We start from the raw sequence: 22,687 nt of genomic DNA, 5'->3' as shown, positions 1-22,687 counted from the left end.
ATAGGCGTGCGACGTCGTCATCACCGCGCGCCGTCGACGGTGAACGTCATCAGGGCCGCCCAGTACACCGGACTCAGCGCCGCGTCTCCGGTTCGCCAGCGACGCAGGCAGTGTCGCTGCCATTGGTTCACGGCACGGGCCGGCGCTGTCGCCTCATGTGCGGTGTCGACGGCAATGATCACCTCCGACATCGGATCGGCGTCGCCGGCTGTGGCCGTCCGGTAGCCGGCTGTCGTCGGCAGGGACCAGAGGGTCGCGGTAACCACCTGTGCGCCACCGAGAATCATCGCCGCAACCAGGCCGGTGGCCTCGTCGAAACGGTAGTCGGCGCCGGATGCGCAGGCCAACAGCGCGACTCGGGGCGGGATCGGCAGCTCCATCACCATGATGCCGGCGGCGGTCAGCGGCTCGGGCTCGGCCAGATGCAGGGCGGCCTGATCGGCGGATCCGTCACGGTCGGGGGCCGCGCTGGCATGCCCGACGTACACCAGCCGCGAGGGCTGCTGCGCCAACTGAGTCGCCAGCCAGTGCCGGTCGGCGTCGCCGCGGCGGAAGAGCTCCACCGGTGCGGTGACCGTCGGCAGTGCGGGACGCCCGGCGAAGTGCCGGGTCAGCACGCTATCCGGCGAGGGTCGCCCGAGCACCGAGCCCAGCGCTGAATCCGGCCGTTGGCCCGGCACTTTCGGGTCCAGCAGCAGAAGCGGCGGCCCGTCGACCGGATTCGCTTGCCGGCGCGGCGCATTCGCAATGTTCGGTGGCACGGCCAGGATGAGGTCGGCCAGCTCGATCAGGCGCTGGTCGTCGGTGCCGGTGGGCCGCGCGAGCAGGCCCCACGGCACCCGACTCAACCGCGCACTCGGCGACACGAAGAGCACCGGCAGTTCCGGCCCGCCCGCGCACTGCCGCACCATGTCCCAGGCCTCATCGGGCAGCAGCCCCCCCAGGAGCCGGGCGAGTTCCCGCTCCCGTTCCACGGCGGCGAAGGGACCGGTGGCCAATGACCGGGTCAAGGCATCGGAAATGTGTTCACCGTCAAGCGGGTCCGGCAGCACATCGGCCAGTGCGGACGTCACCGCGAGCAGGACGTCCTCGGCCACCATCCAGGTGACCAAGCGGTCCGGTGCGCCGACCACCCGCAGGCTGACGTATGTCGCGATCCCGATGTCGGCGAAGCGCAGCACTAATGTGGTTGTGGTGACATCAGTTACGGGCATGTCGACCACGCGTCCTGATCCGCGGTGACGGCGCGGCCATAGCGGGCCTGGGCCAGCTCCCGGTAGCGCGCCAGCACCGGCTCGCCGTCCGGCTCCATCTGCAGTGGCGGCAAGGGCCCAAGCCGGATGAGGCCGGCGGCACCGACAGCGACCGGCCCGGATGCCACCGAGGCGAGTTGCTCGACATCGAGGACCGGCGCAGCCGTCGTGGCCGCCCGGGCCCATTCCATCGTCCGGTCGTTCGCGCCGTCGACACTGAATGCACCTCGGGCGCTGTGATATTCGATCAGTTCGCCGACCAGGGCAGGATCCTGCGATTCCCACGCCACCGCGAACGCCCCGGCCAGCAGGGGTGCCGACACCCCGGTGGCCCAGCGGGCTCGCGCGTCGGCGTCGGTGATCGAGTATCGCACCGAGTCGACGGCCAGAGCCGCAGGCAACTTCAAGTCCGCAGCGGTGGCCAATTTGTCCATGCCGGAACGGTATTGATCGGTGCCCGGTTCGGCGGACCACGTCCCCAGATTTCCCGCGGCATCGAAGCCGAGGTCCGCCAGTCCCTCAGCGCGCCACACGGAGCCGAGTTGGTCGTCTAGTCGCGCGTACTGCAACCAACTGCTGCGCGGCGACGAATCCAGGCACGCCCTGGCTTGACCGATCAGCCCACGGGCCTCGTCGTAGCCGCCCCGGAAGATGGCGATCCAGCTGCGCTGCAACAGGATGCGGTGCACGTGCAGCGGCTTGCCCAGTTCACGCCAGTGCCGTTCGGCGTGCCCCCAGCATTCGTCGGCGGCCTGCAACGCGCCCGCGGCCAGCCGGGTCAGCCCGAAGTACAGCCAGCAGCGCGATACCTCGTGGGCTCGCGCCTGCCGGGCGATCTCCGGATACGCGGCGGTGACCAGCGCTTCGGTGCCCTCCAGGTCGCCCGTCGACCACCGCACCGCCGCCCGTTCCAATTGCGCTCTCGCGGTGGCCAATTCCCAGCCGCGGGCCTGGGCGCGGGCCTCGGCCCGGCGCAGCCACGGCAACGCCTCGTCCATCCTGCCGGTTTCGATGCAGAACCGCGCATAGCCGAGCGCGCCGGTGAGCCAAAGATATTCGCGCTCGGGGTCGTCGGCCGGCGAAGCGATCGCGGCCAGCACCTGGTCCCACAACGGCACCGAACGGACGTGCAGATCGTCGTCGCACAGCGCGAGCGCGCAGAGGATGCGGGCGTGGGTCATCAGATAGACGTCTTCGACATCCAGCGCAGCCAAGGACTGCGCCGCGCCCTCGTGGTCACCGATGGCGGCGGACAGGCCGGTCCGCAGAAATGTGGCCCGGCGGCGGTAGCGGCTGAGCATGTGGTCAGCGTCCTCCGGGGTCATGGTCATCTGCGCGGCGATCGCGGCCGGCGCGGTGCCGGCCAGGATCGCTGCGTAGATGTCGAGGCAGTCGTCGATCCGCCGGATACATTCGCGCACCCCGTCCAGGGCGCTGCGGATCAGATAGATCTCGCCGAGCTGGGCGAAGACCTCGAGCATCTGGTCGTCCCGGTCGGCCGCTTCGATGGCGGGCATCAGCGACAGCAGCAGTTCCTTGGCTGTCGCCTCGTCGGCGGCGAACATCAGCGCGCGGGCGCGGGCGAGTTCACCGGTGGTCGACACGGCCGCATCATAAGTCGAACGGCGGGTGCATCAGATGCACCCGCCGCTCGGGCAGTCCTGGCAGGCATGTCAGCCGCAGGTCACCTTGATCTCGAAGTTCTTCGAGATCATTCCGGCCATCGGGTTCTTCAGGTCAGCGCCCGCCGCCTGCCCGGTGATGGTGTACGTGCTGCCGTCGACCTTGACGTCAGCCGAGCCGGTCTTCATGCCGCCCATCTCCGACACCGCGAGCGCGTTGCCGTCGACCACCATGCCCAGGGACTGCACCTTCGGCGGCGCCGCGTCAGTCAGCACGACGCCGAGGCCCTGCGCGCCGCCGCCGATGGGTGCGCTGGCGATGTTGATGGTGCCGCCCTGCTTGACGCAGGTCACCGACTTCAGGTCCAAGCCGGCCAGGTCCTGGCCCTCGACCTTGACGACGGTGTTGCCGCCGCCCGTCACCGAACCCGGGCCGGACGCCTTCGGGCCGTCCGACTTGTCGGTGGAGCAGCCGATCAGGGTGGCGCCCACGGCCAGCATGCCGATACCAGCGGCCAGAGTGCGATTGATGTTCATGGCAGAGGGTTTCCCTTCCTTGTACGCCGCCCCAGTGGCGTCGTCGTGCCGTAAGTACACGCGGACGTCGCGGCTACCGATCCCAACTTTCCCGCGCGGTACGGTGAAGTCATGGCCGACGAAACCGCCGCCGAGCAGCCATCGACGGATCCGAATGAGCCGATCGACGCCGAGGTCGTGCCACTGGATCCGGACCCCTCGCCGGCACCCGCGCCAGCGCCCGATACCGGCTACACCCCCGGTGGTGTCCCGACCTTCGAGTCGGTGCGGGAGAAGATCGAGACCCGGTACGGCACCGCGATCGGATCGGCCGAGCTGGCTGCGGACACCCCGGAAGGCCGGTCGGTCGAGGAACAGTACGAAGCCCGGCAGAAGGCGGCCGCGGAACGGGTCGAGCAGATCCGTCGCTCGATGCACGACAGCTGACTTGCGTACCTTCACCGTCGCCGAGCGCCGCAATCGCTTGGCGCAACGTCATTTCCTGAGCGGAGCGGCATCGAGTCACAACGAGGTGACCCGGTCGCTGGTAGGCCTGCACGGCACCGACCCCGCTACGCCGTACCTGTCGCTGTGGGCGCGGCTGCCCGGTTTCACCGTCACCGATCTCGACAGTGCGATGTATCGGGACCGGCAGCTGGTCAAACACATGGCGATGCGCCGGACGCTGTGGGTGGTGCACACCGACGACCTGCCCGCGGTCCAGGCTGCGGCCAGCGATCGCGTGGCCGCGACCGAGCGCAAACGGCTGATCGGCGACGTCGAGAAATCCGGCATCGCGGCCGACGGCGAGGCCTGGCTGGAGCTTGCGTCGGCCGCCGTCCGCGGCCACCTGTCCTCGGGCGATTTCGCCAACACCGCCACGCTGCGGACCGCGTTGCCGGAGTTGGCCGGCGAGTGGGACCCTGCACCCGGAAAGACCTGGGGCGGAAGCACTCCCGTCGCCCCGCGGGTGCTGACCGTGTTGTCCGCGCAAGGGCATCTGCTGCGCGGACCCAACGACGGCACCTGGACGACGTCGCGGCCACGGTGGGCCTCGGCGGGGCACTGGCTGCCCGAACCTGCCGGCGCCCTGCCCGCCGACGACGCCCGGGCGGCGCTGCTGCGCGCCTGGCTGCGGACTTTCGGCCCGGCCACCGCCACCGATGTGAAGTGGTGGTTCGGGCAGACCTTGACGTGGGCGCGCGAAGGGCTGCGGTCGATCGAGGCCGTCGAAGTCGGGTTGGCAGACTGCGATGACGCTGGGTTCGTCCTGCCCGACGATCTCGACGCCGCTCCCCCCGCCCCGCCTTGGGGCGCACTGCTGCCCGGGTTGGACCCGACCGTCATGGGCTGGCAGGCCCGCTCGTGGTACCTGGGTCCGCACGCCGGGCAGCTGTTCGACCGCTCCGGCAATGCCGGCCCCACGGTGTGGTGGGACAGCCGCGTCGTCGGCGCCTGGGGTCAGGATGCGGACGGCCGGGTGCGGCTGGAGTACGTCGAAGACGTCGGGGCGTCGGCGCGGAAGGTGCTGCAGCGCAAGGCTTCCGAGCTGACGGACTGGCTCGACGGGGTGCGGGTCAAGCCGCGGTTCCCGTCACCCCTGAGCCAGGCCCTGTCTCGCTGAACCTAGGCACTCACCTTGCGCCGCCTGGTCTTCGGCGGATCCGGCACGACGGCCGGTAACAGCTCCGCGAGGAACTGTCCGGTGTAGCTGTCGGGGCTCGCCGCGACGTCCTCCGGTGTGCCGGACACCACCACCGTGCCGCCGCCCGCGCCGCCGTTGGGGCCCATGTCGACGATCCAGTCCGAGGTCTTGATGACGTCGAGGTTGTGCTCGATCACGATGACCGTGTTGCCCTTGTCGACCAGACCGTTGATCACCTTGAGCAGCTTGCGGATGTCCTCGAAATGCAGGCCGGTGGTCGGCTCGTCGAGGATGTAGACGGTGCGGCCGGTGGACCGCTTCTGCAGTTCGGCGGCCAGCTTCACCCGCTGGGCCTCACCACCGGACAGCGTCGGGGCGGGCTGGCCCAGCCGGACGTAGCCCAGGCCGACGTCGACGAGCGTCTTGAGGTACCGGTGGATCGAGCTGATGGGCTCGAAGAACTCGGTAGCCTCCTCGATGGGCATGTCGAGCACCTCGGAGATGGTCTTGTCCTTGTAGTGCACCTCGAGGGTTTCCCGGTTGTACCGGGCGCCCTGGCACACCTCGCACGGCACGTACACGTCCGGCAGGAAGTTCATCTCGATCTTGATGGTGCCGTCACCCGAACATGCTTCGCAGCGGCCACCTTTCACATTGAACGAGAACCGGCCCGGCTGGTAGCCGCGGACCTTGGCCTCGGTCGTCGCCGCGAACAGCGTGCGGATCTTGTCGAACACGCCGGTGTAGGTCGCCGGGTTGGACCGCGGGGTGCGGCCGATCGGTGACTGGTCGACCCGCACCAGCTTGTCCAGCTGGTCGAGCCCGTTGATCCGGGTGTGCCGGCCAGGCACCTGCCGGGCGCCGTTGAGCTTGTTGGCCATGACGGTCGCCAGGATGTCGTTGACCAATGTCGACTTGCCTGAGCCGGAGACTCCGGTGACCGACGTCAGCACACCCAGCGGGAACGCGACGTCGACCTCTTTGAGGTTGTGTTCCCGGGCGCCGACCACGGTGACCTGCCGCTTGCGGTCGACGGGCCGCCGGATGGCCGGAACCTCGATCTGCTCCCGGCCCGAAAGATAGGCACCGGTAATCGAATTGGTGTTCTTCAGCAGTTCCTTGTAGGTGCCGCTGTGCACGATCTGGCCGCCGTGCTCACCGGCAGCGGGACCGATGTCGACGACCCAGTCGGCGTGCGCGATGGTGTCCAGGTCGTGCTCGACGACGATCAGCGTGTTGCCGAGGTCGCGCAGCCGGACCAGGGTGTCGATGAGCCGGCGGTTGTCCCGCTGGTGCAACCCGATGGAGGGTTCATCGAGTACGTAGAGCACGCCGACCAGACCCGAACCGATCTGGGTGGCCAGCCGAATACGTTGTGCCTCACCGCCGGACAACGTGCCCGCGGCCCGCGACAGGGTCAGGTAATCGAGACCGACGTCGAGCAAGAACCCGAGCCGCGACTGCACCTCTTTGAGTACCTGGCCGGCGATGGCCTGCTCGCGCGAACCGAGAGTCAGCGCGTTGAGGAACGTCGAGCAGTCCGAGATGGACAGATCACACACCTGCGCAATGGATTTCGCGTCGTCATCCGCGGACAGGGTGACGGCCAGGATCTCCGGCTTGAGACGAGTGCCGGCGCACTCGGGGCACGGGATGTCCCGCATGAAGCCCTCGTAGCGTTCCTTCATCTGCTCGGATTCGGTCTGCTCCATCCGGCGCTGCAGGAACGCCAGCACGCCCTCGAAATCGGCGTAGTAGGAGCGGGTGCGGCCGTACCGGTTCTTGTACCGGACGTGCACCTGGTGGTCGGAGCCTTCCAGAATCGCCTTGCGCGCCTTGGCCGGAAGCTTCTTCCACGGGGTGTCGATGTCGAAGCCCAGCTCTTCGCCGAGCCCCGCCATCATGCGGGTGAAATAGTCGGCGTTGTGGCCCATGGACCACGGCGCCACCGCACCCTCGGCGAGCGTCAGCTCCGGGTCCGGCACGACGAGCTCGGGGTCGACTTCCTTCTTGATGCCCAGGCCGGTGCACTCAGGGCAGGCGCCGTACGGGGAGTTGAACGAGAACGACCGCGGCTCAAGGTCATCGACGGCCAACGGGTGCGCATTGGGGCAGGCCAGCTTCTCCGAGAAACGCTGCTCGCGCTGCGGATGATTGTCGTCGCGGTCGACGAACTCCAGCACGACGATGCCGTCGGCGAGGCCCAACGCGGTTTCCACCGAATCGGTGAGCCGCTGCTTGGAGCTGGCCTTGACAGTGAGGCGGTCGACGACCACCTCGATGTCGTGCTTCTCCTGCTTCTTGAGCTTCGGCGGATCGGTCAGCGAGTGCACGACGCCGTCGACCCGCACGCGGCTGTAGCCCTGGCCGTTGAGCTTGTCGAAGAGGTCGACGAACTCACCCTTGCGGGTCCGGACCACGGGCGCGAGCACCTGGAACCGGATGCCCTCGTCCATGGCGAGCACCTGGTCCACGATCTGCTGCGGCGTCTGCCGAGCGATGCGCTCACCACACACCGGGCAGTGCGGAGTGCCGGCGCGCGCGTAGAGCAGACGCAGGTAGTCGTAGACCTCGGTGATGGTGCCGACGGTCGAGCGCGGGTTGCGGTTGGTCGACTTCTGGTCGATGGACACCGCGGGCGAGAGGCCTTCGATGAAGTCCACGTCGGGCTTGTCCATCTGGCCCAGGAACTGGCGGGCGTAGGCCGACAGCGACTCGACGTAGCGGCGCTGCCCCTCGGCGAAGATGGTGTCGAACGCCAGCGAGCTCTTGCCCGATCCGGACAGGCCCGTGAACACGATCAGCGAGTCTCTTGGCAGGTCAAGGTCGATTCCCCGCAGGTTGTGCTCGCGCGCACCTTTGACGATCAGACGGTCCGACACACGTATCCCTTCACCTGTTTGTCTGGGTAGTCCAGACACCACAGCGCCATGCTATGTGCCCCCACCGACAAGCCCGATACGGTGGCGTCATGACAGTCGTCAACGACACCTACACCGGCCACGTCGATGCGGGCACCGCGGCACGTCGCACGCTGCCTGCCGCGACGATCGTCAAGGCATCGGTCGGACCGATGGACAACAACGCGTACCTCATCACTTGTTCCGCGACCGGAAAGACGCTGCTCATCGACGCCGCGAACGACGGCGCCGCGCTCGTCGTGCTGATCAGGTCGCAAACGCCGAACGTCGAGCTCATCGTCACCAGCCACCAGCACTTCGACCACTGGCAGGCGCTGGCCGAAGTGGCCGAAGCCACAGGCGCACCCACCGCGGCGCATGCCCTGGACGCCGAGCCACTGCCCGTCAAGCCCGACCGGATTCTGGCCGACGGCGACACCATCACGATCGGCGACCTGGCCCTCGACGTCATCCACCTGCAAGGTCACACCGAAGGTTCGGTCGCGCTCGCGCTCCGCGGGGCCGACGGTGACGTCACACACCTCTTCACCGGCGACTGCCTGTTTCCGGGCGGCGTCGGCAAGACCTGGCAGGAAGGCGACTTCGAGCGACTGCTCGGCGACGTCACCCGCAAGGTCTTCGACGTCTACCCCGACTCGACGGTCATCTACCCCGGGCACGGCGACGACACCACACTCGGCACCGAGCGGCCGCACCTCGAAGAATGGCGGACGCGCGGCTGGTAAGGGCTACGTCAGCCCACGCACTGGCCCGTCGGGACGGGTTCGGTGTTACCGACCAGCGCCAGCTGGGGTGCGACTTCCTTCGCGGTCAATGCGAAACTCGTGTCGGGGTCGTCCTGCGCTGCGCCGAAGACCACACCACGCACGCGACCGTCCAGGTCGACCAGCGGGCCACCTGAATTTCCTTGCTGCACAGCACCTCTGATGGCATACACCTCGCGCGTCACCGTGCCGGTGCGAAAGATGTCAGGCCCCTGCAGCTTGATGACCTCACGGACCCGGACCGGCTTGGCCTCGTACGCACCCCCGTGCGGAAACCCGAGGGCTGCCGCGTCGGCACCGCTGACGGCGGGCGCCTCGGAGAACATCAACGGAGCCGTCGGCAGGTCCGGGACGGCGAGGATCGAGATGTCCATGTTGGGGTCGAACGAAACCACGTGGCCGTCGTACTTGGTGCCGCCGACCTCGACCGAGATCTCGTCGGTCCCGGCAACACCATGGGCGGTGGACATGACCCGCTTGGGCGCCACGACAAACCCGGTGCCCTCCAACCGCTTTCGGCAACTGTGGGCGATACCGTGCACCCGCACCACACTCCCCTGTGCCGCGGCCACGGCGGGATTGCGCGCCACGTTGGGGTCCGGCGGGCCGACGGACGGGATCGTCGATGCGGTCTCGGACGCCAGCCCGGAGGTCGTCGCGGGCGCTGCGGTCCGATCGTTCGCACCGCAGCCGGCGACAAGTGACGCGGCCAGTGACAGCGTCACCCACGACGCAAGGACGAGACTTCTGCGGGCCATGGCTCGAAACTTTACGGGCACGAAAAATCCTGAGGCCCCCGGCAGTACGCCGGGGGCCTCAGGGAAATCCGAACCTTACGAGGTGTGGACGATCAGCACGTCGACCTTGGCGCGACGAGCGACGTTCGCCGGCACCGAGCCCAGCAGACGGCCGGCAATGGTGCTCAGACCGACGTTTCCGACGACCAGCAGGTCGGCGTTGGAACCCTCAGCCAGCTCGACCAGCGCGTCGACGGGAGCGCCGACGATAGCCTTCTCCTCCACCTGAGTGGCACCGGCTGCCTCGGCGCGGTCACGAGCCTCACGCAGGATCGCGTAGATCGGCGCGTCGCCGTGCACCTTGTAGCCCTCGTCCTTCAGGACGTCGGCCGCACGCTGATCATCGGCGTGCGGGAAGTAGGCGGTTGCCACGACCAATTTCGCATTGGCCCCCGCGGCGATCTGGGCGGCACGCTCCACAGCGCGCAATGACGAATCCGATCCGTCCGTACCGACGACCACGGTCTGGTAGCCGCTCATCAATGGCCTCCCGTTATGCAGGTTTGAGTATCCGGCGTACTGTCCGGCGTCACCGCAGACAGTAGCCGCTGAAGCGCGGCCGATGGTGCGGTTTCACCACACAAGTTCGCCGGGGATACCGTGAAAAATGTGCTTTACCGGCACCGATGTTAGCGGCAGCCACCGCAACGGGCTTGCTAATGGTGACGAAACAACCGCGTGTTTCGCCCGGTGAGCGGGACCGCTTCAGGCCCAAGATTGTTAGCCACGACCGAAATACAGCTCCTGCGTGGCCACGCACACCAACTGTCCGGCACGGTTGTACATTGTCCCGCTGGCCAGGCCGCGGCCGCCAATGCCACTCGGCGAGGTCTGGTCGGACAGCACCCAGTCACTCAGATCCACTGGCCGGTGGAACCACAGCGCGTGGTCGATCAGCGCGGAGAAGGTGTGGGCCGGCAGCGCACCACGCGGGATCATTGCCGCCTCCAGCATGGTGGTACCGGTCAGATACGCGAGCAGCCCGGCGTGCAACGCCGGGTCATCGGGGATGATGTCCGTCGGGCGCCACCACATGCGCAGATGCGGCGCCGGGTCCGGCGACTCCTTCGCCAACCGCGGGTGCGGATCTATGTACCGCAGCTCGAACGGTTGGTCGCGGACCCAGAAGCCACCTGATTCGTCGGCGTAGTCGGCGAGCTGTTCGGCCATGGTCGGTACCGAAAGCGGTTCCGGCACATCAGGAATGGTCGCCTGATAGTCGAGCGCTTCGACCGGGGCGCTGAACGACGCCAACGCCTCCAGCAGGATCTCCCCATCCTGACGGGCGGTGATCCGGCGCGTCGCGAGCGTGCCGCCATCGCGCGCGGCGTCGACCTGGACCTCAACCGGATACCGGGCGTCACCGGCACGCAGGTAGTAGACATGCAGGCTGTGCGCGCTACGTCCCGGTGCGGTCCGGCTCGCCGCCACCAGCACCTGACCGGCGAGATGGCCGCCGGCGATGTGGTGGCCGGGGTTGTCGAGTTGAGTTGCCACGAAGTGGTGGTCATCGGTCTGATCCACCAGCAGCGTGCTGACGAGATCGGACAAGGTCGGCGAACGGTACGTCACCTGAGGCATCTTGCCTGACATGTCCACGCGCCAAATTGAGCGGTAGCACTGATCGGTGAATTCCATTGCGGCACGCCCGATCGACGTGTCTTGCGTCAAGAAGTTGGCAGGTTTTGTGGGTTCGTCGAGTTTAGGTAGGCCTGTTTGGGGGTGCGGTCGTCGAGGGCTTGGTGGGGTCTGATGGTGTTGTAGATGGTTCGGAAGTGGTGGGCTTCCATGTCGAGGGCGTCGCCGTCGCCGATGTATCCGCGAAATAGGTGCTCGTATTTAAGGGTGCCGAAGAACCGTTCGATGACGCCGTTGGTTTGTGGGGATTTGATCCGGGTTCGGACGTGCCGCAGCAGTGGGTCGGTGTGGTCGGCGAACAGTGCCCCGAAGTCCTTGCCGCGGTAGCAGGGGCCGTTGTCGGTGACGATGGCGATCGGTGCGGGTGTCTGGCCGATGATGTTGTCGTGGGCGTCGAGGACGTCCATCAGGGCGCGGTCATCGCGTAGGTCGTCGATAGCCAGGACGCGTTGGGCTTCGTCGATGGCCAGTTGTATGCAGCGCACGGCATCGATGCCGCGGCTGGTGGGGGTGACGGTGATCGCCAGGCAGTATTTGGTGGCGTAGTCGATGACGGCACTGATCCTCCAGATGCCGCCGTTGGTGGTTTCGAATTCGGAGAAGTCCGTCTGCCAGACCCGGTTGCGTTCGGTGGGTGGGTCGCGGAACACTTTGCGGCGCAATATCGCCCAGGATTTGCGGTCGGCGCGAAATCCCTGGGGCAGCAACAAGCCTCGTCGTTTCAGTGCTCGTTGCACTGAGGAATTGGTGACGTCGTGGCCGTCGGCGCGCATCATGGCGGCGATCTTGCGGTAGCCCCAGGCTGGCCACGCTTCGGCGTATTTGGCAGCCAGGCCTTCGACGCGATCAACCACCGGCGCCGGCCACGGACCTCTATCCGCAGCGCCATGACGCAATCGGGCCAACCGCCGCCGGTAGGTGCGTTCGGGGATGTCTGCCAGTACCGCGAACCTCGAAACCGGCAGCCCCGCCGCCTCTCTTAGGGCTTCGAGGTCTTGGAAGGGACCTGATCGATCAGCGCGGCACCGCGCTGCCAAATCCGAAGCTGCACCGTGGCTTCGGCCAGCGCCAGTTTGAGTTGCTCGTTTTCGATCTGCAGGCGCCGCTGTTCGGGTGTGCCCTTAGCCCCGGCCGGGCCGCTGGGCACCTCCTCAAGCCGCTCGGCGCCAGCGGCTAAAAACTGATGCTTCCACTTCGTCACGGTTTCACGGCAGACCCCGCTGCGGCGTGCGGCCTCCCCGCACGTCATTTCGTTGGCCAACACGGCCAGCACCAGTCGGGTCTTTTCTTCGGCAGGGATCTTCGTCCGTCGCGATCTGGCCATGACTCACTCAACCTCCTGAACCCTGGCCTCGTTGTGGATAACGCGACCCTGCCAAAAAGTTTGAGTCAGTAGAGACAGGTAGACTCGAACACATGTTCGAACATGAAGGTATCGGCGGCACGGGAGTCCTCGTGCACGATGTCTCAACGGTCGATGCCATGACGCATTACGCGCGGGTGGAAGCGGTGGCCGCGTCAGGCCGGTTCGTGGCGATCGCCGACCTGGTCGCGCTGCGCGTCGACAATCAAGGCGATCGGCAGTGGTGGGCCTGCGATGGCTGGGACGCCGCCTGCGCGGAAGTCGGCGCCGCGCTGGGGATCGGCCCCAAGGAAGCGTCGGGGCAGATGTCGATCGCCGTCGCGTTGCGGTACCGGCTCCCACGGGTGGCAGCAGTGTTCGCCAACGGCGGGGTATCCGCCCGCACGGTGGGCACGATCTGTTGGCGCACCCGACTAGTCGAAGACCCCAACCTGATGGCCGTGATCGATGCCGCGCTGGCCGGGGCACTGAAAGAGTGGGCGGGCCTGTCGCGCAAGAAGATCGAGAAGAAGATCGACGGCTGGGTGCACAAATTCGACCCGGCCGCGGTCCTCAAAGTCCGGTCCGCGGCCCGCCGCCGTGGGGTCGGGGTCGGCAAACCCGACGACGACACCGGGGTGGCCTCGATCTGGGGTGCGTTATTGGCCACCGACGCCGAACTACTGGATCGAGTACTGACCGAGATGGCCCGGCAGGTGTGCGACAACGATCCACGTACGTTCGGGCAACGGCGCGCCGACGCCCTGGGCGTACTCGCGGCCCGCGGTGACCGGCTGACCTGCCAATGCGGTGCGCCGGATTGCCCGGCCGCCGGGCCCGACGCCCGGGCGACGGCGGTGGTGATCCATGTGCTCACCGACGCGCTACCGGCGCCGGTGGCGGATCCGCTGCTCAGTGGGGATCCGGCCGCGCCGCTGGCACCTATGCCAACCCCGCCCGCACCTGAACCCGAGCCTGCGCCCGAGCCGTTCGTCGAGACGACGCCCGACATCGCGCTTGAGCCTGCGGCCGAGCCGCGACCTGTCCCCGGTTGTGCCGAGGCCCCAGCCCCGGTCGCCGACGCGGAAGCCGAGCCGGTTCCGATGCCTGCAGCTTGCCCCGCGCCCGCCCCGACGCCCGCTCACAGTTCTGCTGCGGTGGCGGTGTCGCCGGTGCGGGTCCCCGCCCCGGTACACACACCCGTCGGCTACATGGTCGGCGGCGCGGTGGTGCCGCCGGCGCTGCTGGCTGACCTGGTGGCCCGCGGCGCCACCGTCCGCACCGTCGCCTCAGCCAGTGGTCTTGCCGGAGTGCCGCGGTACCGGCCCCCGACCGCCATGGACGAGTTCGTCCGGATGCGCGCCATGACGTGCATGTTCCCCGGCTGCGACCAACCCGCCACCGCCTGCGACCTCGACCACACCATCCCGTGGCCCGCCGGGCCGACCCATCCGGGCAACCTCAGCCCGAAATGCCGCAAACACCACCTACTCAAAACCTTCTACAGCGGACCCGACGGCTGGCGGGACCGGCAACAGCACGACGGCACCATCGTGTGGACCGCACCCACCGGCCACACCTACACCAGCGTGCCCGAAAGCCGAATCCTGTTCCCCCACAAGCAGGTTGATACACCACTACCGGACGGTCCACCGCCGAACGTCACCGATCTCGACACCCCACCGGCACCCGGACGCGGCATCATGATGCCCATCCGGCAGCGCACCCGCGCCCACAACCAAGCCCAGCAGATCGCCTACGAACGCGCCCTCAACGAAGCCGACCTCAAAGAAATCGCCGCGGCACAAGAAGCCGCCGACCGCCGACACGCAGCCCGCGAAGCCGCCCGCGAGGCCGGCGAAAACGACATCCCACCACCGCAGTGAACAAGACGTGAATGCCCCTGAAAAATCACGACTTTCAGGGGCCAAACGTCTGCTGCGGTGTTCCCGGCACCAGAGACAGATGAGTATGTACGCCCAACCACGGAGCATCGACCGTCGACCGCGTCAGCAGCACCGTCGCGCGCCCTGGTCTGACAAACGCGCGACGATCGGCGTCGTAGCCCGTTGACGACCAAAGGCATATTCCCGAGCCGGACAGCCCGTCCGGTGAAGTTCGGGTGGCCAGCGAGTCCAGATCGAAGCGAAAGTCACTGATACGCGCCCAGATCGATCGCCACTGCGCATCGACCAATTCATCGATCCCGTGCACGAGGCGCATGTAGGTGCCGAACCCCACGACTTCCTGGTCGAACAGCCTGCGCGCGCCGGCGTAATCGACCGCCCGGATCAGCTGCTCCCATTCGACGAACCAGTCACGAATCGCATCTCCCGGCAACCCATCTCCTCACACATTTAAGCTGTCGCGGTGCCACCCAGTACTGCAGCTCAGCAGGTCAGCGGTCTGGTGGCGCGTGCGATACCGCTACGTTGGCGCAGATTCGTACTTTATGCGCGCCAGCACCGGCGGTTGCCCGAGTTGATCGAACCGCAGCGGTTCACCGACAAAGTCAACTGGCGCATCCTGCACGACCGCCGCGAGCTGCTCAGCCCAACCTGCGACAAGCTCGCCGTCAAAGAACTGGCCCGCCAGACTGCCGGTGACAGCGTGCGCATCCCCCGCACGCTGTGGTCCGGCACCGACCTGACCCAGCTCGTCACCGTTGGACTACCTGACCGGTGGATTCTCAAACCGTCACATCGCTGGGGAAAGATCGTCGCGGGCACGGGAGTTCCCGATGTTCAGCGGCTGACCGCCCGCACCAAGGGCTGGCTGTTCAACGAGAACTGGCACATCATGGGCGAATGGGCCTACAGCCGCGCCAATCCGAGGTTCCTCGTCGAGGAGCGGATCGGCGACGCAGCCGGGTTCCCGACTGACTACAAGTTCTTCGTGTTCGACGGTGTCGCACGCTATGTGTTGCACGTCTCCGAACGAGCCACCCATCCATGCCCGACGTACTACGACCGGACATGGACTCGGGTAGCCACCAGGCCCGGATCAGAAGACACCCCGCACGTCGCGCCACCCGCGCAGCTGACGGAGATGCTGGCGGTCGCCGAACGTATTGCGTCAGGTTTCGACTTCCTGCGCGTCGATCTCTACAACGTCGACGGTGAGATCTGGTTCGGCGAGACCGCCGCCTATCCGGTGAGCGGATTCGCGCAATACTCACCGGCGGCATTCGACCTGGAGCTCGGGAGCTGGTGGCAGCTACCCGAGCTCCAGTAGTGGAGCGAGTGACGGGATTCGAACCCGTGTGAACGGCTTTGCAGGCCGGTGCCTAGCCACTCAGCCACACCCGCACTGATGACCACAGTGCCAGCAGAGGCTGCGCCTGCCCATGGTTGGGATCGCGGTGATTACTACCTCTCGCAGCAGTCCCCCACCGGCCGACCCACCACCGGGCCGCCCTGCGGCCAGCCGGCCGGCGAGTCCTCCCACGGCTCCTGACGTCCGTACGGGGTCAGATCGAGGAACGGATAGCCCACTGCCGAATGATCGAGCCCGCGCGCGTACGCCGAATAGGTATGGAACACCTCGTCGCCGCGGCGCAGGAAAACGCTCGCACCGGGCCAGTCTCCGCGCAGGTCATCGTCGGTCCAGCCGTCGGCGTACAGCTCGTCGAGCGACTTGTAGTTGTACTCGATCGGTGCCCGCGCCGGGTCGAGCGTCACGTGGAAGTCGTAGGTGAAGTCGCCGTCACGCGACGAGTACCACGGAAACGTCCAGCCGTGCTGGTCGCGATACCGGGCGACGCTGTCGTACGGAGCCCGAGAGACGCACGTGAAGGTGACTCCCTTGCCGTACAACAGCTTTCGATCCTCTTCGGTGAACGTCAGATCGGCAGCGGCGGTGCAGCTCGGGCAGCCGGCATCGATCGCGTCGACCCACATGAAGTGGTGGATGTAGAGCTGGCTGCGACCCTCGAACATGTCCAGCAAGCTGACGGCGCCGTCGGGTCCGTCGAACACATAGTTCTTCTCGATCTTCACCATCGGCAGCCGACGGCGTTCGGCGTTGACCGCGTCGCGCAGATGCGTCGCCTCCCGTTCCCTGGCCAGGAGCTTCGTGCGAGCCCCGATCCATTCCTCCCGGGTGACGACATCGGGGTAAGCGGTTGGTTGCGCGGACATGGCATCACTCCTCGTCAGATATCGGCTCTATAAGACAGACTTCGACTCCCGCCAAAAGTCATCGGAGCGCGTTAGTTTGTCCCCCATGGAATGGCTGGCAGATCCCGCCTTTTTCGGCGGGCCCGGGCAGGGCTCGCGGCAGATCATCGAACTCGTGGTCGCGTTCGGCCTGACCGCACTCATCGGACTGGAACGCGAAATCCAGGGCAAGAGCGCCGGTTTGCGCACACAGACCATCGTCGGCACCGCAGCCGCGCTGATCATGCTGGTGAGCAAGTACGGCTTCGGCGACGTGCTGACCCCTGGGCTGGTGGTCGTCGACCCGTCCCGCGTCGCGGCCCAGATCGTCTCGGGCATCGGCTTTCTCGGTGCGGGCATCATCATCGTGCGCCGGGGCTCGGTGCATGGGCTGACCACCGCGGCCTCGGTGTGGGAGTCGGCGGCAATCGGCATGGCGGCCGGCGCCGGCTTGCTGCTGCTGGCCAGCGTGATGACCGGGATGCACCTGCTGATCATCGTGGGGTTCATGCCGCTGGCCCGGCGGCTGGCCTCGCGCCTGGGCGCGACCGTCCGGCTCCACATCACCTATGCCGACGACCGCGGTGTCCTACGGGACGTGTTGCAGGCGTGCGGCCGGCGCGACTGGCAGGTCACCGACCTGGAAACCGACCCCGGCGGAGAACCCCTCGAGGCGCCACCCGGCCATGTCGGCGTCCAGGTGACGCTGGCCGGTTCCGGGGTCATCGGGGCCGCCGCCGTGCTGGCCCAGGTCGATGGGGTCATCGGTGTGCGTCAAATCACAGAAGATCCCGACTGACGCACGCGGAGGCGCGCCGACACCCGATGTTCCTGTACGTTTCGCAGAACTAACGGGGTGACGGGACGTATGACGCGCGAATTGACTGATTCTGACTACTTGGCCGAGCTGGAGCCGGTAGCCGCCGACGCCCTCAACCAGCATCTGTCGAGGTCGGTGCACTGGTATCCGCATGATTACGTGCCGTGGGCCAATGGGAAGAACTTCGCAGCGGCGGGCGGCGAGGACTGGGATCCCGAGCAGTCACAACTGAGTGAGCTGGCAAAAGCCGCCATGATCACCAACCTGCTCACCGAGGACAACCTGCCGTCCTACCACCGTGAAGCCATGACCCACTTGTCGCTGGACAGCGCGTGGGGCACCTGGGTCAACCGCTGGACCGCCGAAGAGAACCGGCACGGCATCGCTCTCCGCGACTATCTGGTGGTGAACCGCGGCGTTGACCCGGTGGCGCTGGAGCAAGCCCGGATGGAGCACGTAGCCAACGGATTTGCGCCGACCGCCGAAGAGGAAGAAGCCATCGGCGCCGGGGTGCTGATGGCCATCGTGTATCCGACGTTCCAGGAACTGGCCACCCGAGTCAGCCATCGCAACACCGGCAAGGTCTGCAACGACCCGGTGGCTGACCGGCTGCTACAACGGGTGGCGGCCGATGAGAACCTGCACATGATCTTCTACCGCCAGATGAGTGCGGCCGCACTCGATCTGGCACCGGACCAGACCCTGCACTCGGTCGCCTCGGTGATCGAGAAGTTCCGGATGCCCGGCACCGGCATGCCGAACTTCCGGCGTTACGGCGTCCTGATGGCCAAGCACGGCATCTACGATCTGCGCCAGCACCTGGAGGAAGTCGTCCTGCCACCGCTGCGCCAGTGGAAGATCTTCGATCGCACCGATTTCACCGCTCGCGGGGAGAAGCGCCGCGAAGAGCTGGCCGCCTACCTCGAGACGATGGCGAAGCAGGCCAGCAGGTTCGAGGAGCAACGTGACCGGCTGCTGGCACGGGAAGCCGCTCGCGCCGAGCAGCGCGACTCCGCCGTGGTGGGCTAGCGACTCCCCCGGCCGGCCCGATACGACGCCACACACCCCAGCGCCGCCAAGCCGGCGAATACCGCGAACAACCAACTGGCGCCGACGGCGTCGGGCCGATCGACCGTGTTGACGACGATGCCGGCCAGCCCGGCACCGAAAGCTCCGCAGATCAGCTGAACGGTGTTGATCGCTGCCGCGGCCACCGTCCCTTCCGCGGGATCGTCGACCCGGCCCATGGCCCACACCGACAGGTGGGGCCATGCCATGCCGACACCGATCCCGGTGACCAGAAGCGCGAGCGCCCAGACGCCGACAACTGCGGGTGAGGCGCCATCGACCTGGCTGAGCGCGGCAGCACCGAGTCCGATCCCCATCACCAACGGCGCCACCGCCACGATGCGCACCACCCGAGCGGGTGTGGTGACCGAGGCGCTGACGATCTCGCTGACCGTCCAGCCCACGCTCAGCGCCACGGCGAGAAAGCCCGCTGTCAACGGCACCAGGCCGGCCAGGCGCTGGCCGTACAGCGGCACGTACATGTCGGCCATGGTGGCCGCCATCAGCACGCCGAGGGTCACATAGATCCACTTGAACGGGCCGGGCCCGTAGGCGGTCTTCGGCAGCACGCTCACGGGCATCCGCCGGTCCACGACGATGAACACTCCGACCAGCGCGACGCCGCCGGCCAGCAGCACCACCATGAGCGGCACGCTGCGCTGGATGCCGGCAACGCTGATCGCCATGGCCGCCGATCCGAGAATCACCAACGACCACAGCGGAATCCGCAGCGGCACCCGCACGTGGTCGGCAGATCTGCCCGGCAGACTCAACGGGACCAGGACCATCACCGCCACGGTCAGGATGGCGAGCGCGCCGAATGCCCAGCGCCACACACCCAACTGCGCGAACAAGCCCCCGGACGAGGGGCCGAGCAGTGTCCCGACACCCCACATCGCCGACACCAGCGCCGACGCCTTCGGCCAAAGCGATTGCGGCAGAGCTGTATTGATCACCGCGTAGCCCAGCCCGGCCAGCGTGCCGCCCGCAGCGCCCTGCACGACGCGCCCGGCCAGCATCACCTCCATGGTCGGTGCCAGGGCACACACGACGCTGCCGAGCGCAAAAACACTGAACCCCAACACATATGCCTGCCGCGGACCGAAGCGGGCCACCATGGCGCTGACCGTCGTCGCCGCCATCACCGACGCCACCAGGTACACCGTGGTGACCCAGGCATACAGCCGTCCGCCGCCGATGTCAGTTACCGCGCTGGGCAGCAGGCTGATGGTCAGGAACTCGTTGGTCGCGTACAGCGCAACCCCGCCGGCCAGCACCGTCGACGCACCCAGATACTTGGGACCGAGCAGCTCCCGCCAGCTGCCTGTGGTCACGGTTTCGGCATGCGTGTCGGTCACTTCGGCGACGCTAGAGGCTCAACCACGGTTGAGGTCAAGGAGCGGTCATTTCAGCCCGGCCGCATCCATTCCGCGCAGCTCCTTCTTCAGGTCGGCCACCTCGTCACGAATGCGGGCCGCGAGCTCGAACTGCAGATCCCGTGCCGCGTTCATCATCTGCGCGGTGAGGTCCTTGATCAGGTCCGCCAGCTCAGCACGCGGCATGTTCGCGGTGTCGCGGCCCTCGACGATGCCGGCGCTGACCGCTCGCCCCGGCTCACCCTGGGCCCGGCGACCACGGGAGGCGTTGCGGCCCGAACCGCCGATCTCGACGGCTTCGGTGTCCTCTGCCTCGCGGTACACCTGGTCGAGGATGTCAGCGATCTTCTTCCGCAGCGGCTGCGGGTCGATGCCATTCTCCTCGTTGTAGGCGACCTGCTTGGCGCGGCGACGTTCGGTCTCCTCGATGGCCGCCTGCATGGAGTCGGTGATCTTGTCGGCGTACATGTGCACCTCGCCGGACACGTTGCGCGCCGCGCGGCCGATGGTCTGGATGAGGCTTCGCGCCGAGCGCAGGAAGCCCTCCTTGTCGGCGTCGAGGATCGCGACCAGCGATACCTCGGGCAGGTCCAGGCCCTCGCGGAGCAGGTTGATGCCGACCAGGACGTCATAGTCGCCCAGTCGCAGCTGACGTAGCAGCTCCACGCGGCGCAGGGTGTCCACTTCGGAATGCAGGTACCGCACCCGGATGCCCGTCTCGAGCAGATAGTCGGTGAGGTCCTCGGCCATCTTCTTGGTCAGGGTCGTGACCAGCACCCGCTCGTCGCGCTCGGTGCGCTTGCGGATTTCGCCGATGAGGTCGTCGATCTGGCCCTTGGTCGGCTTGACGACGATCTCGGGGTCGACCAGGCCCGTCGGCCGGATGACCTGCTCGACGAACTCGCCGCCGGACTGGGCCATCTCGTAGGAGCCGGGTGTCGCCGACAGGTACACCGTCTGCCCGATGCGGTCGGCGAACTCCTCCCAGGTCAGCGGCCGGTTATCGACTGCTGACGGCAGCCGGAAACCAAAGTCGACCAGGTTGCGCTTGCGGGACATGTCGCCCTCGTACATGGCGCCGATCTGCGGCACCGTGACGTGGGACTCGTCGATGACGAGCAGGAAGTCGTCCGGGAAGTAGTCCAGCAGCGTCGCCGGCGCCGAGCCCGCGGCGCGACCGTCAATGTGCCGCGAGTAGTTCTCGATGCCCGAGCAGAACCCGACCTGCTTCATCATCTCGACGTCGTAGTTGGTGCGCATCCGCAGCCGCTGTGCCTCCAGCAGCTTGCCCTGGCCTTCCAGCTGCGCCAGCCGCTCTTCCAGCTCCTGCTCGATGGTCGAGATCGCCATGGCCATCCGCTCGGGCCCGGCCACATAGTGGGTGGCCGGGAAAATACGCAGTGAATCGACCTTGCGCACCACGTCACCGGTCAGCGGGTGCAGGTAGTACAGCGCCTCGACCTCGTCGCCGAAGAACTCGATGCGCACCGCGAGTTCCTCGTAGGACGGGATGATCTCGAGGGTGTCGCCGCGCACCCGGAACGTGCCGCGGGTGAACGCCACGTCATTGCGCTTGTACTGGATATCGACGAGCAGGCGCAGCAGACCGTCGCGCGGCACGTCGTCGCCGACCTTCAGTTCGACGGACCGGTCCATGTACGACTGCGGGGTACCGAGGCCGTAGATGCACGACACCGACGCCACCACCACGACGTCGCGGCGTGACAGCAGGCTGGACGTCGCCGAGTGCCGCAGCCGCTCGACGTCGTCGTTGATCGAGCTGTCCTTCTCGATGTAGGTGTCCGTCTGGGCGATATACGCCTCGGGCTGGTAGTAGTCGTAGTACGAGACGAAGTACTCAACGGCGTTGTGCGGCAACATCTCCCGCAGCTCGTTGGCCAGCTGTGCGGCCAGGGTCTTGTTGGGCGCCATCACCAGCGTGGGACGCTGCAGCCGCTCGATCAACCAGGCGGTGGTCGCCGACTTACCGGTACCGGTGGCACCGAGCAGCACCACGTCGCGCTCCCCCGCCCTGATGCGCCGTTCGAGATCCTCGATGGCCGCGGGCTGGTCACCCGCCGGGTCGTACGGACTGACCACTTCGAACTTGTTGCCGGCTCGCACCATGGCGTCGACCGGCCGGTGCTCCGAGTGCGCGAGGACTGGGTATTCGGTCGCGAAGGCCATGGATACCAGGGTAGAGGCGGGCACCGACAGGCGCTGCCGGCCCGTCGCCGGGCGCGTACGCTGACGCCATCCACGCACCCAAGCACGAGACGTTCGACCTGACCGCCAGCACGAACACCGACCCCAAGGGCATCGTGCGGGATGTCGACGTGTACCGAGTCGAGCCGTGGGGCCTCTACATGGCGCGTCCCACCCCCGGCCGGCCGCAGTTCCACTACCTGGAGTCGTGGCTGCTGCCCTCGATCGGCCTGCGTGCCAGCATCTTCCATTTCAATCCCGGACACGAGCGCGACCAGGACTTCTACCTCGACGTCGGCCGGTTCACCGCCGGCGAACGAGTCTGGACGTCCGAGGACCACTACCTGGACCTGGTGGTGCGGTCCGGGGTGGGCGTCGAACTCGAGGACGTCGACGAGCTACTCGACGCGGTACGTCACCACCTGGTGAGCACCGACGACGGTGAACGCGCGATCACCACAGCGACCGTCGCCATCGACGGGTTGGCCCGGCACAAATACCACCTGGGTGATTGGCTAGCCAGTCTCGGTATGTCACTGACCTGGCGCGACAGGTAATGTCAA

Annotated in this window: 21 protein-coding genes and 1 tRNA gene; 8 read left to right on the top strand and 14 right to left on the bottom strand. The window is 67.1% G+C overall.

The window, feature by feature from the left end; genetic code table 11:
• Positions 1 to 20: 20 nt before the first annotated feature.
• The 3 genes from ACNO8X_RS14185 to ACNO8X_RS14175 form a co-directional block, all read right to left on the bottom strand.
• Entirely contained in the window at positions 21 to 1,214 is a 1,194-nt protein-coding gene (locus ACNO8X_RS14185; RefSeq protein ID WP_418001506.1) for a CHAT domain-containing protein, read from the bottom strand.
• Positions 1,205 to 2,857, bottom strand: a complete 1,653-nt coding sequence (locus ACNO8X_RS14180) for a hypothetical protein (RefSeq protein WP_418001505.1) — start codon at positions 2,855 to 2,857, stop codon at positions 1,205 to 1,207. Before ACNO8X_RS14180 ends, ACNO8X_RS14185 begins: the two co-directional genes overlap by 10 nt.
• 69 nt (positions 2,858 to 2,926) lie before the next feature.
• On the bottom strand, positions 2,927 to 3,406 hold the full coding sequence (locus ACNO8X_RS14175; protein WP_043399495.1) for a lipoprotein LpqH: 480 nt from the start codon (positions 3,404 to 3,406) through the stop codon (positions 2,927 to 2,929).
• 183 nt (positions 3,407 to 3,589) lie between these two features.
• Between ACNO8X_RS14175 and ACNO8X_RS14170 the strand changes: the two genes are divergently transcribed.
• Complete coding sequence (locus ACNO8X_RS14170; RefSeq protein ID WP_071288278.1) at positions 3,590 to 3,838, top strand: hypothetical protein; 249 nt, start codon at positions 3,590 to 3,592, stop codon at positions 3,836 to 3,838.
• A gap of 1 nt (position 3,839) precedes the next feature.
• A complete protein-coding gene (locus ACNO8X_RS14165) occupies positions 3,840 to 5,015 on the top strand; it encodes a winged helix DNA-binding domain-containing protein (protein ID WP_418001504.1) in 1,176 nt (391 codons plus the stop codon).
• 2 nt (positions 5,016 to 5,017) lie between these two features.
• Here the strand turns inward: ACNO8X_RS14165 and uvrA are convergent, their stop codons facing one another.
• Positions 5,018 to 7,918 carry an excinuclease ABC subunit UvrA gene (gene uvrA / locus ACNO8X_RS14160; protein ID WP_418001503.1) on the bottom strand — a complete coding sequence of 967 codons (2,901 nt, stop codon included), beginning with the start codon at positions 7,916 to 7,918 and terminating at the stop codon, positions 5,018 to 5,020.
• Positions 7,919 to 8,007: 89 nt separating this feature from the next.
• Here uvrA and ACNO8X_RS14155 point away from each other — a divergent pair, with 89 nt between their 5' ends.
• Positions 8,008 to 8,682 (top strand): MBL fold metallo-hydrolase, encoded by a 675-nt coding sequence (locus tag ACNO8X_RS14155; RefSeq protein WP_418001502.1) that lies wholly within the window; start codon positions 8,008 to 8,010, stop codon positions 8,680 to 8,682.
• Positions 8,683 to 8,690: 8 nt separating this feature from the next.
• Here the strand turns inward: ACNO8X_RS14155 and ACNO8X_RS14150 are convergent, their stop codons facing one another.
• From ACNO8X_RS14150 to ACNO8X_RS14130, 5 genes are all read right to left on the bottom strand, one after another.
• Entirely contained in the window at positions 8,691 to 9,479 is a 789-nt protein-coding gene (locus tag ACNO8X_RS14150) for a MarP family serine protease (protein ID WP_418001501.1), read from the bottom strand.
• A 75-nt stretch (positions 9,480 to 9,554) separates the two neighbouring features.
• A complete protein-coding gene (locus tag ACNO8X_RS14145) occupies positions 9,555 to 9,998 on the bottom strand; it encodes a universal stress protein (protein WP_043399432.1) in 444 nt (147 codons plus the stop codon).
• 240 nt (positions 9,999 to 10,238) lie between these two features.
• Positions 10,239 to 11,099 carry an acyl-CoA thioesterase gene (locus tag ACNO8X_RS14140; protein WP_418005900.1) on the bottom strand — a complete coding sequence of 287 codons (861 nt, stop codon included), beginning with the start codon at positions 11,097 to 11,099 and terminating at the stop codon, positions 10,239 to 10,241.
• 86 nt (positions 11,100 to 11,185) lie between these two features.
• Positions 11,186 to 12,010 carry a transposase gene (locus ACNO8X_RS14135; RefSeq protein ID WP_418001500.1) on the bottom strand — a complete coding sequence of 275 codons (825 nt, stop codon included), beginning with the start codon at positions 12,008 to 12,010 and terminating at the stop codon, positions 11,186 to 11,188.
• A 125-nt stretch (positions 12,011 to 12,135) separates the two neighbouring features.
• On the bottom strand, positions 12,136 to 12,480 hold the full coding sequence (locus tag ACNO8X_RS14130) for a transposase (protein ID WP_418001499.1): 345 nt from the start codon (positions 12,478 to 12,480) through the stop codon (positions 12,136 to 12,138).
• A 92-nt stretch (positions 12,481 to 12,572) separates the two neighbouring features.
• Here ACNO8X_RS14130 and ACNO8X_RS14125 point away from each other — a divergent pair, with 92 nt between their 5' ends.
• Complete coding sequence (locus ACNO8X_RS14125; RefSeq protein ID WP_418001498.1) at positions 12,573 to 14,384, top strand: DUF222 domain-containing protein; 1,812 nt, start codon at positions 12,573 to 12,575, stop codon at positions 14,382 to 14,384.
• A 34-nt stretch (positions 14,385 to 14,418) separates the two neighbouring features.
• On the opposite strand, the gene ACNO8X_RS14120 is transcribed toward ACNO8X_RS14125, so the two are convergent.
• Positions 14,419 to 14,838 carry a hypothetical protein gene (locus tag ACNO8X_RS14120; RefSeq protein WP_418001497.1) on the bottom strand — a complete coding sequence of 140 codons (420 nt, stop codon included), beginning with the start codon at positions 14,836 to 14,838 and terminating at the stop codon, positions 14,419 to 14,421.
• 30 nt (positions 14,839 to 14,868) lie between these two features.
• Here ACNO8X_RS14120 and ACNO8X_RS14115 point away from each other — a divergent pair, with 30 nt between their 5' ends.
• A complete protein-coding gene (locus ACNO8X_RS14115) occupies positions 14,869 to 15,732 on the top strand; it encodes an ATP-grasp fold amidoligase family protein (RefSeq protein ID WP_418001496.1) in 864 nt (287 codons plus the stop codon).
• On the opposite strand, the gene ACNO8X_RS14110 is transcribed toward ACNO8X_RS14115, so the two are convergent.
• A tRNA-Cys gene (locus ACNO8X_RS14110) sits at positions 15,733 to 15,806 on the bottom strand.
• A 60-nt stretch (positions 15,807 to 15,866) separates the two neighbouring features.
• Positions 15,867 to 16,637 (bottom strand): DUF899 domain-containing protein, encoded by a 771-nt coding sequence (locus ACNO8X_RS14105; RefSeq protein WP_418001495.1) that lies wholly within the window; start codon positions 16,635 to 16,637, stop codon positions 15,867 to 15,869.
• A gap of 85 nt (positions 16,638 to 16,722) precedes the next feature.
• On the opposite strand from ACNO8X_RS14105, the gene ACNO8X_RS14100 reads away from it, so the two are divergent.
• Both ACNO8X_RS14100 and ACNO8X_RS14095 read left to right on the top strand, forming a co-directional pair.
• Positions 16,723 to 17,454 (top strand): MgtC/SapB family protein, encoded by a 732-nt coding sequence (locus ACNO8X_RS14100; RefSeq protein WP_043399438.1) that lies wholly within the window; start codon positions 16,723 to 16,725, stop codon positions 17,452 to 17,454.
• A 69-nt stretch (positions 17,455 to 17,523) separates the two neighbouring features.
• A complete protein-coding gene (locus ACNO8X_RS14095) occupies positions 17,524 to 18,504 on the top strand; it encodes an acyl-ACP desaturase (protein WP_418001494.1) in 981 nt (326 codons plus the stop codon).
• On the opposite strand, the gene ACNO8X_RS14090 is transcribed toward ACNO8X_RS14095, so the two are convergent.
• Both ACNO8X_RS14090 and uvrB read right to left on the bottom strand, forming a co-directional pair.
• Positions 18,501 to 19,901, bottom strand: coding sequence for an MFS transporter (locus ACNO8X_RS14090; protein WP_418001493.1), 1,401 nt, complete (start codon positions 19,899 to 19,901; stop codon positions 18,501 to 18,503). The genes ACNO8X_RS14095 and ACNO8X_RS14090 overlap by 4 nt on opposite strands.
• Positions 19,902 to 19,946: 45 nt before the next feature.
• Complete coding sequence (gene uvrB / locus ACNO8X_RS14085) at positions 19,947 to 22,106, bottom strand: excinuclease ABC subunit UvrB (protein ID WP_418001492.1); 2,160 nt, start codon at positions 22,104 to 22,106, stop codon at positions 19,947 to 19,949.
• 68 nt (positions 22,107 to 22,174) lie between these two features.
• Between uvrB and ACNO8X_RS14080 the strand changes: the two genes are divergently transcribed.
• Positions 22,175 to 22,681 carry a DUF402 domain-containing protein gene (locus ACNO8X_RS14080; protein ID WP_418005899.1) on the top strand — a complete coding sequence of 169 codons (507 nt, stop codon included), beginning with the start codon at positions 22,175 to 22,177 and terminating at the stop codon, positions 22,679 to 22,681.
• Positions 22,682 to 22,687: the final 6 nt, after the last annotated feature.

The sequence above is a fragment of the Mycobacterium sp. PDNC021 genome, assembly GCF_048282635.1.
Classification (GTDB): domain Bacteria; phylum Actinomycetota; class Actinomycetes; order Mycobacteriales; family Mycobacteriaceae; genus Mycobacterium; species Mycobacterium llatzerense.
The sequence above is the reverse complement of the archived record's forward strand: the minus strand, read 5'-3'. Positions and strand labels throughout refer to the sequence as shown.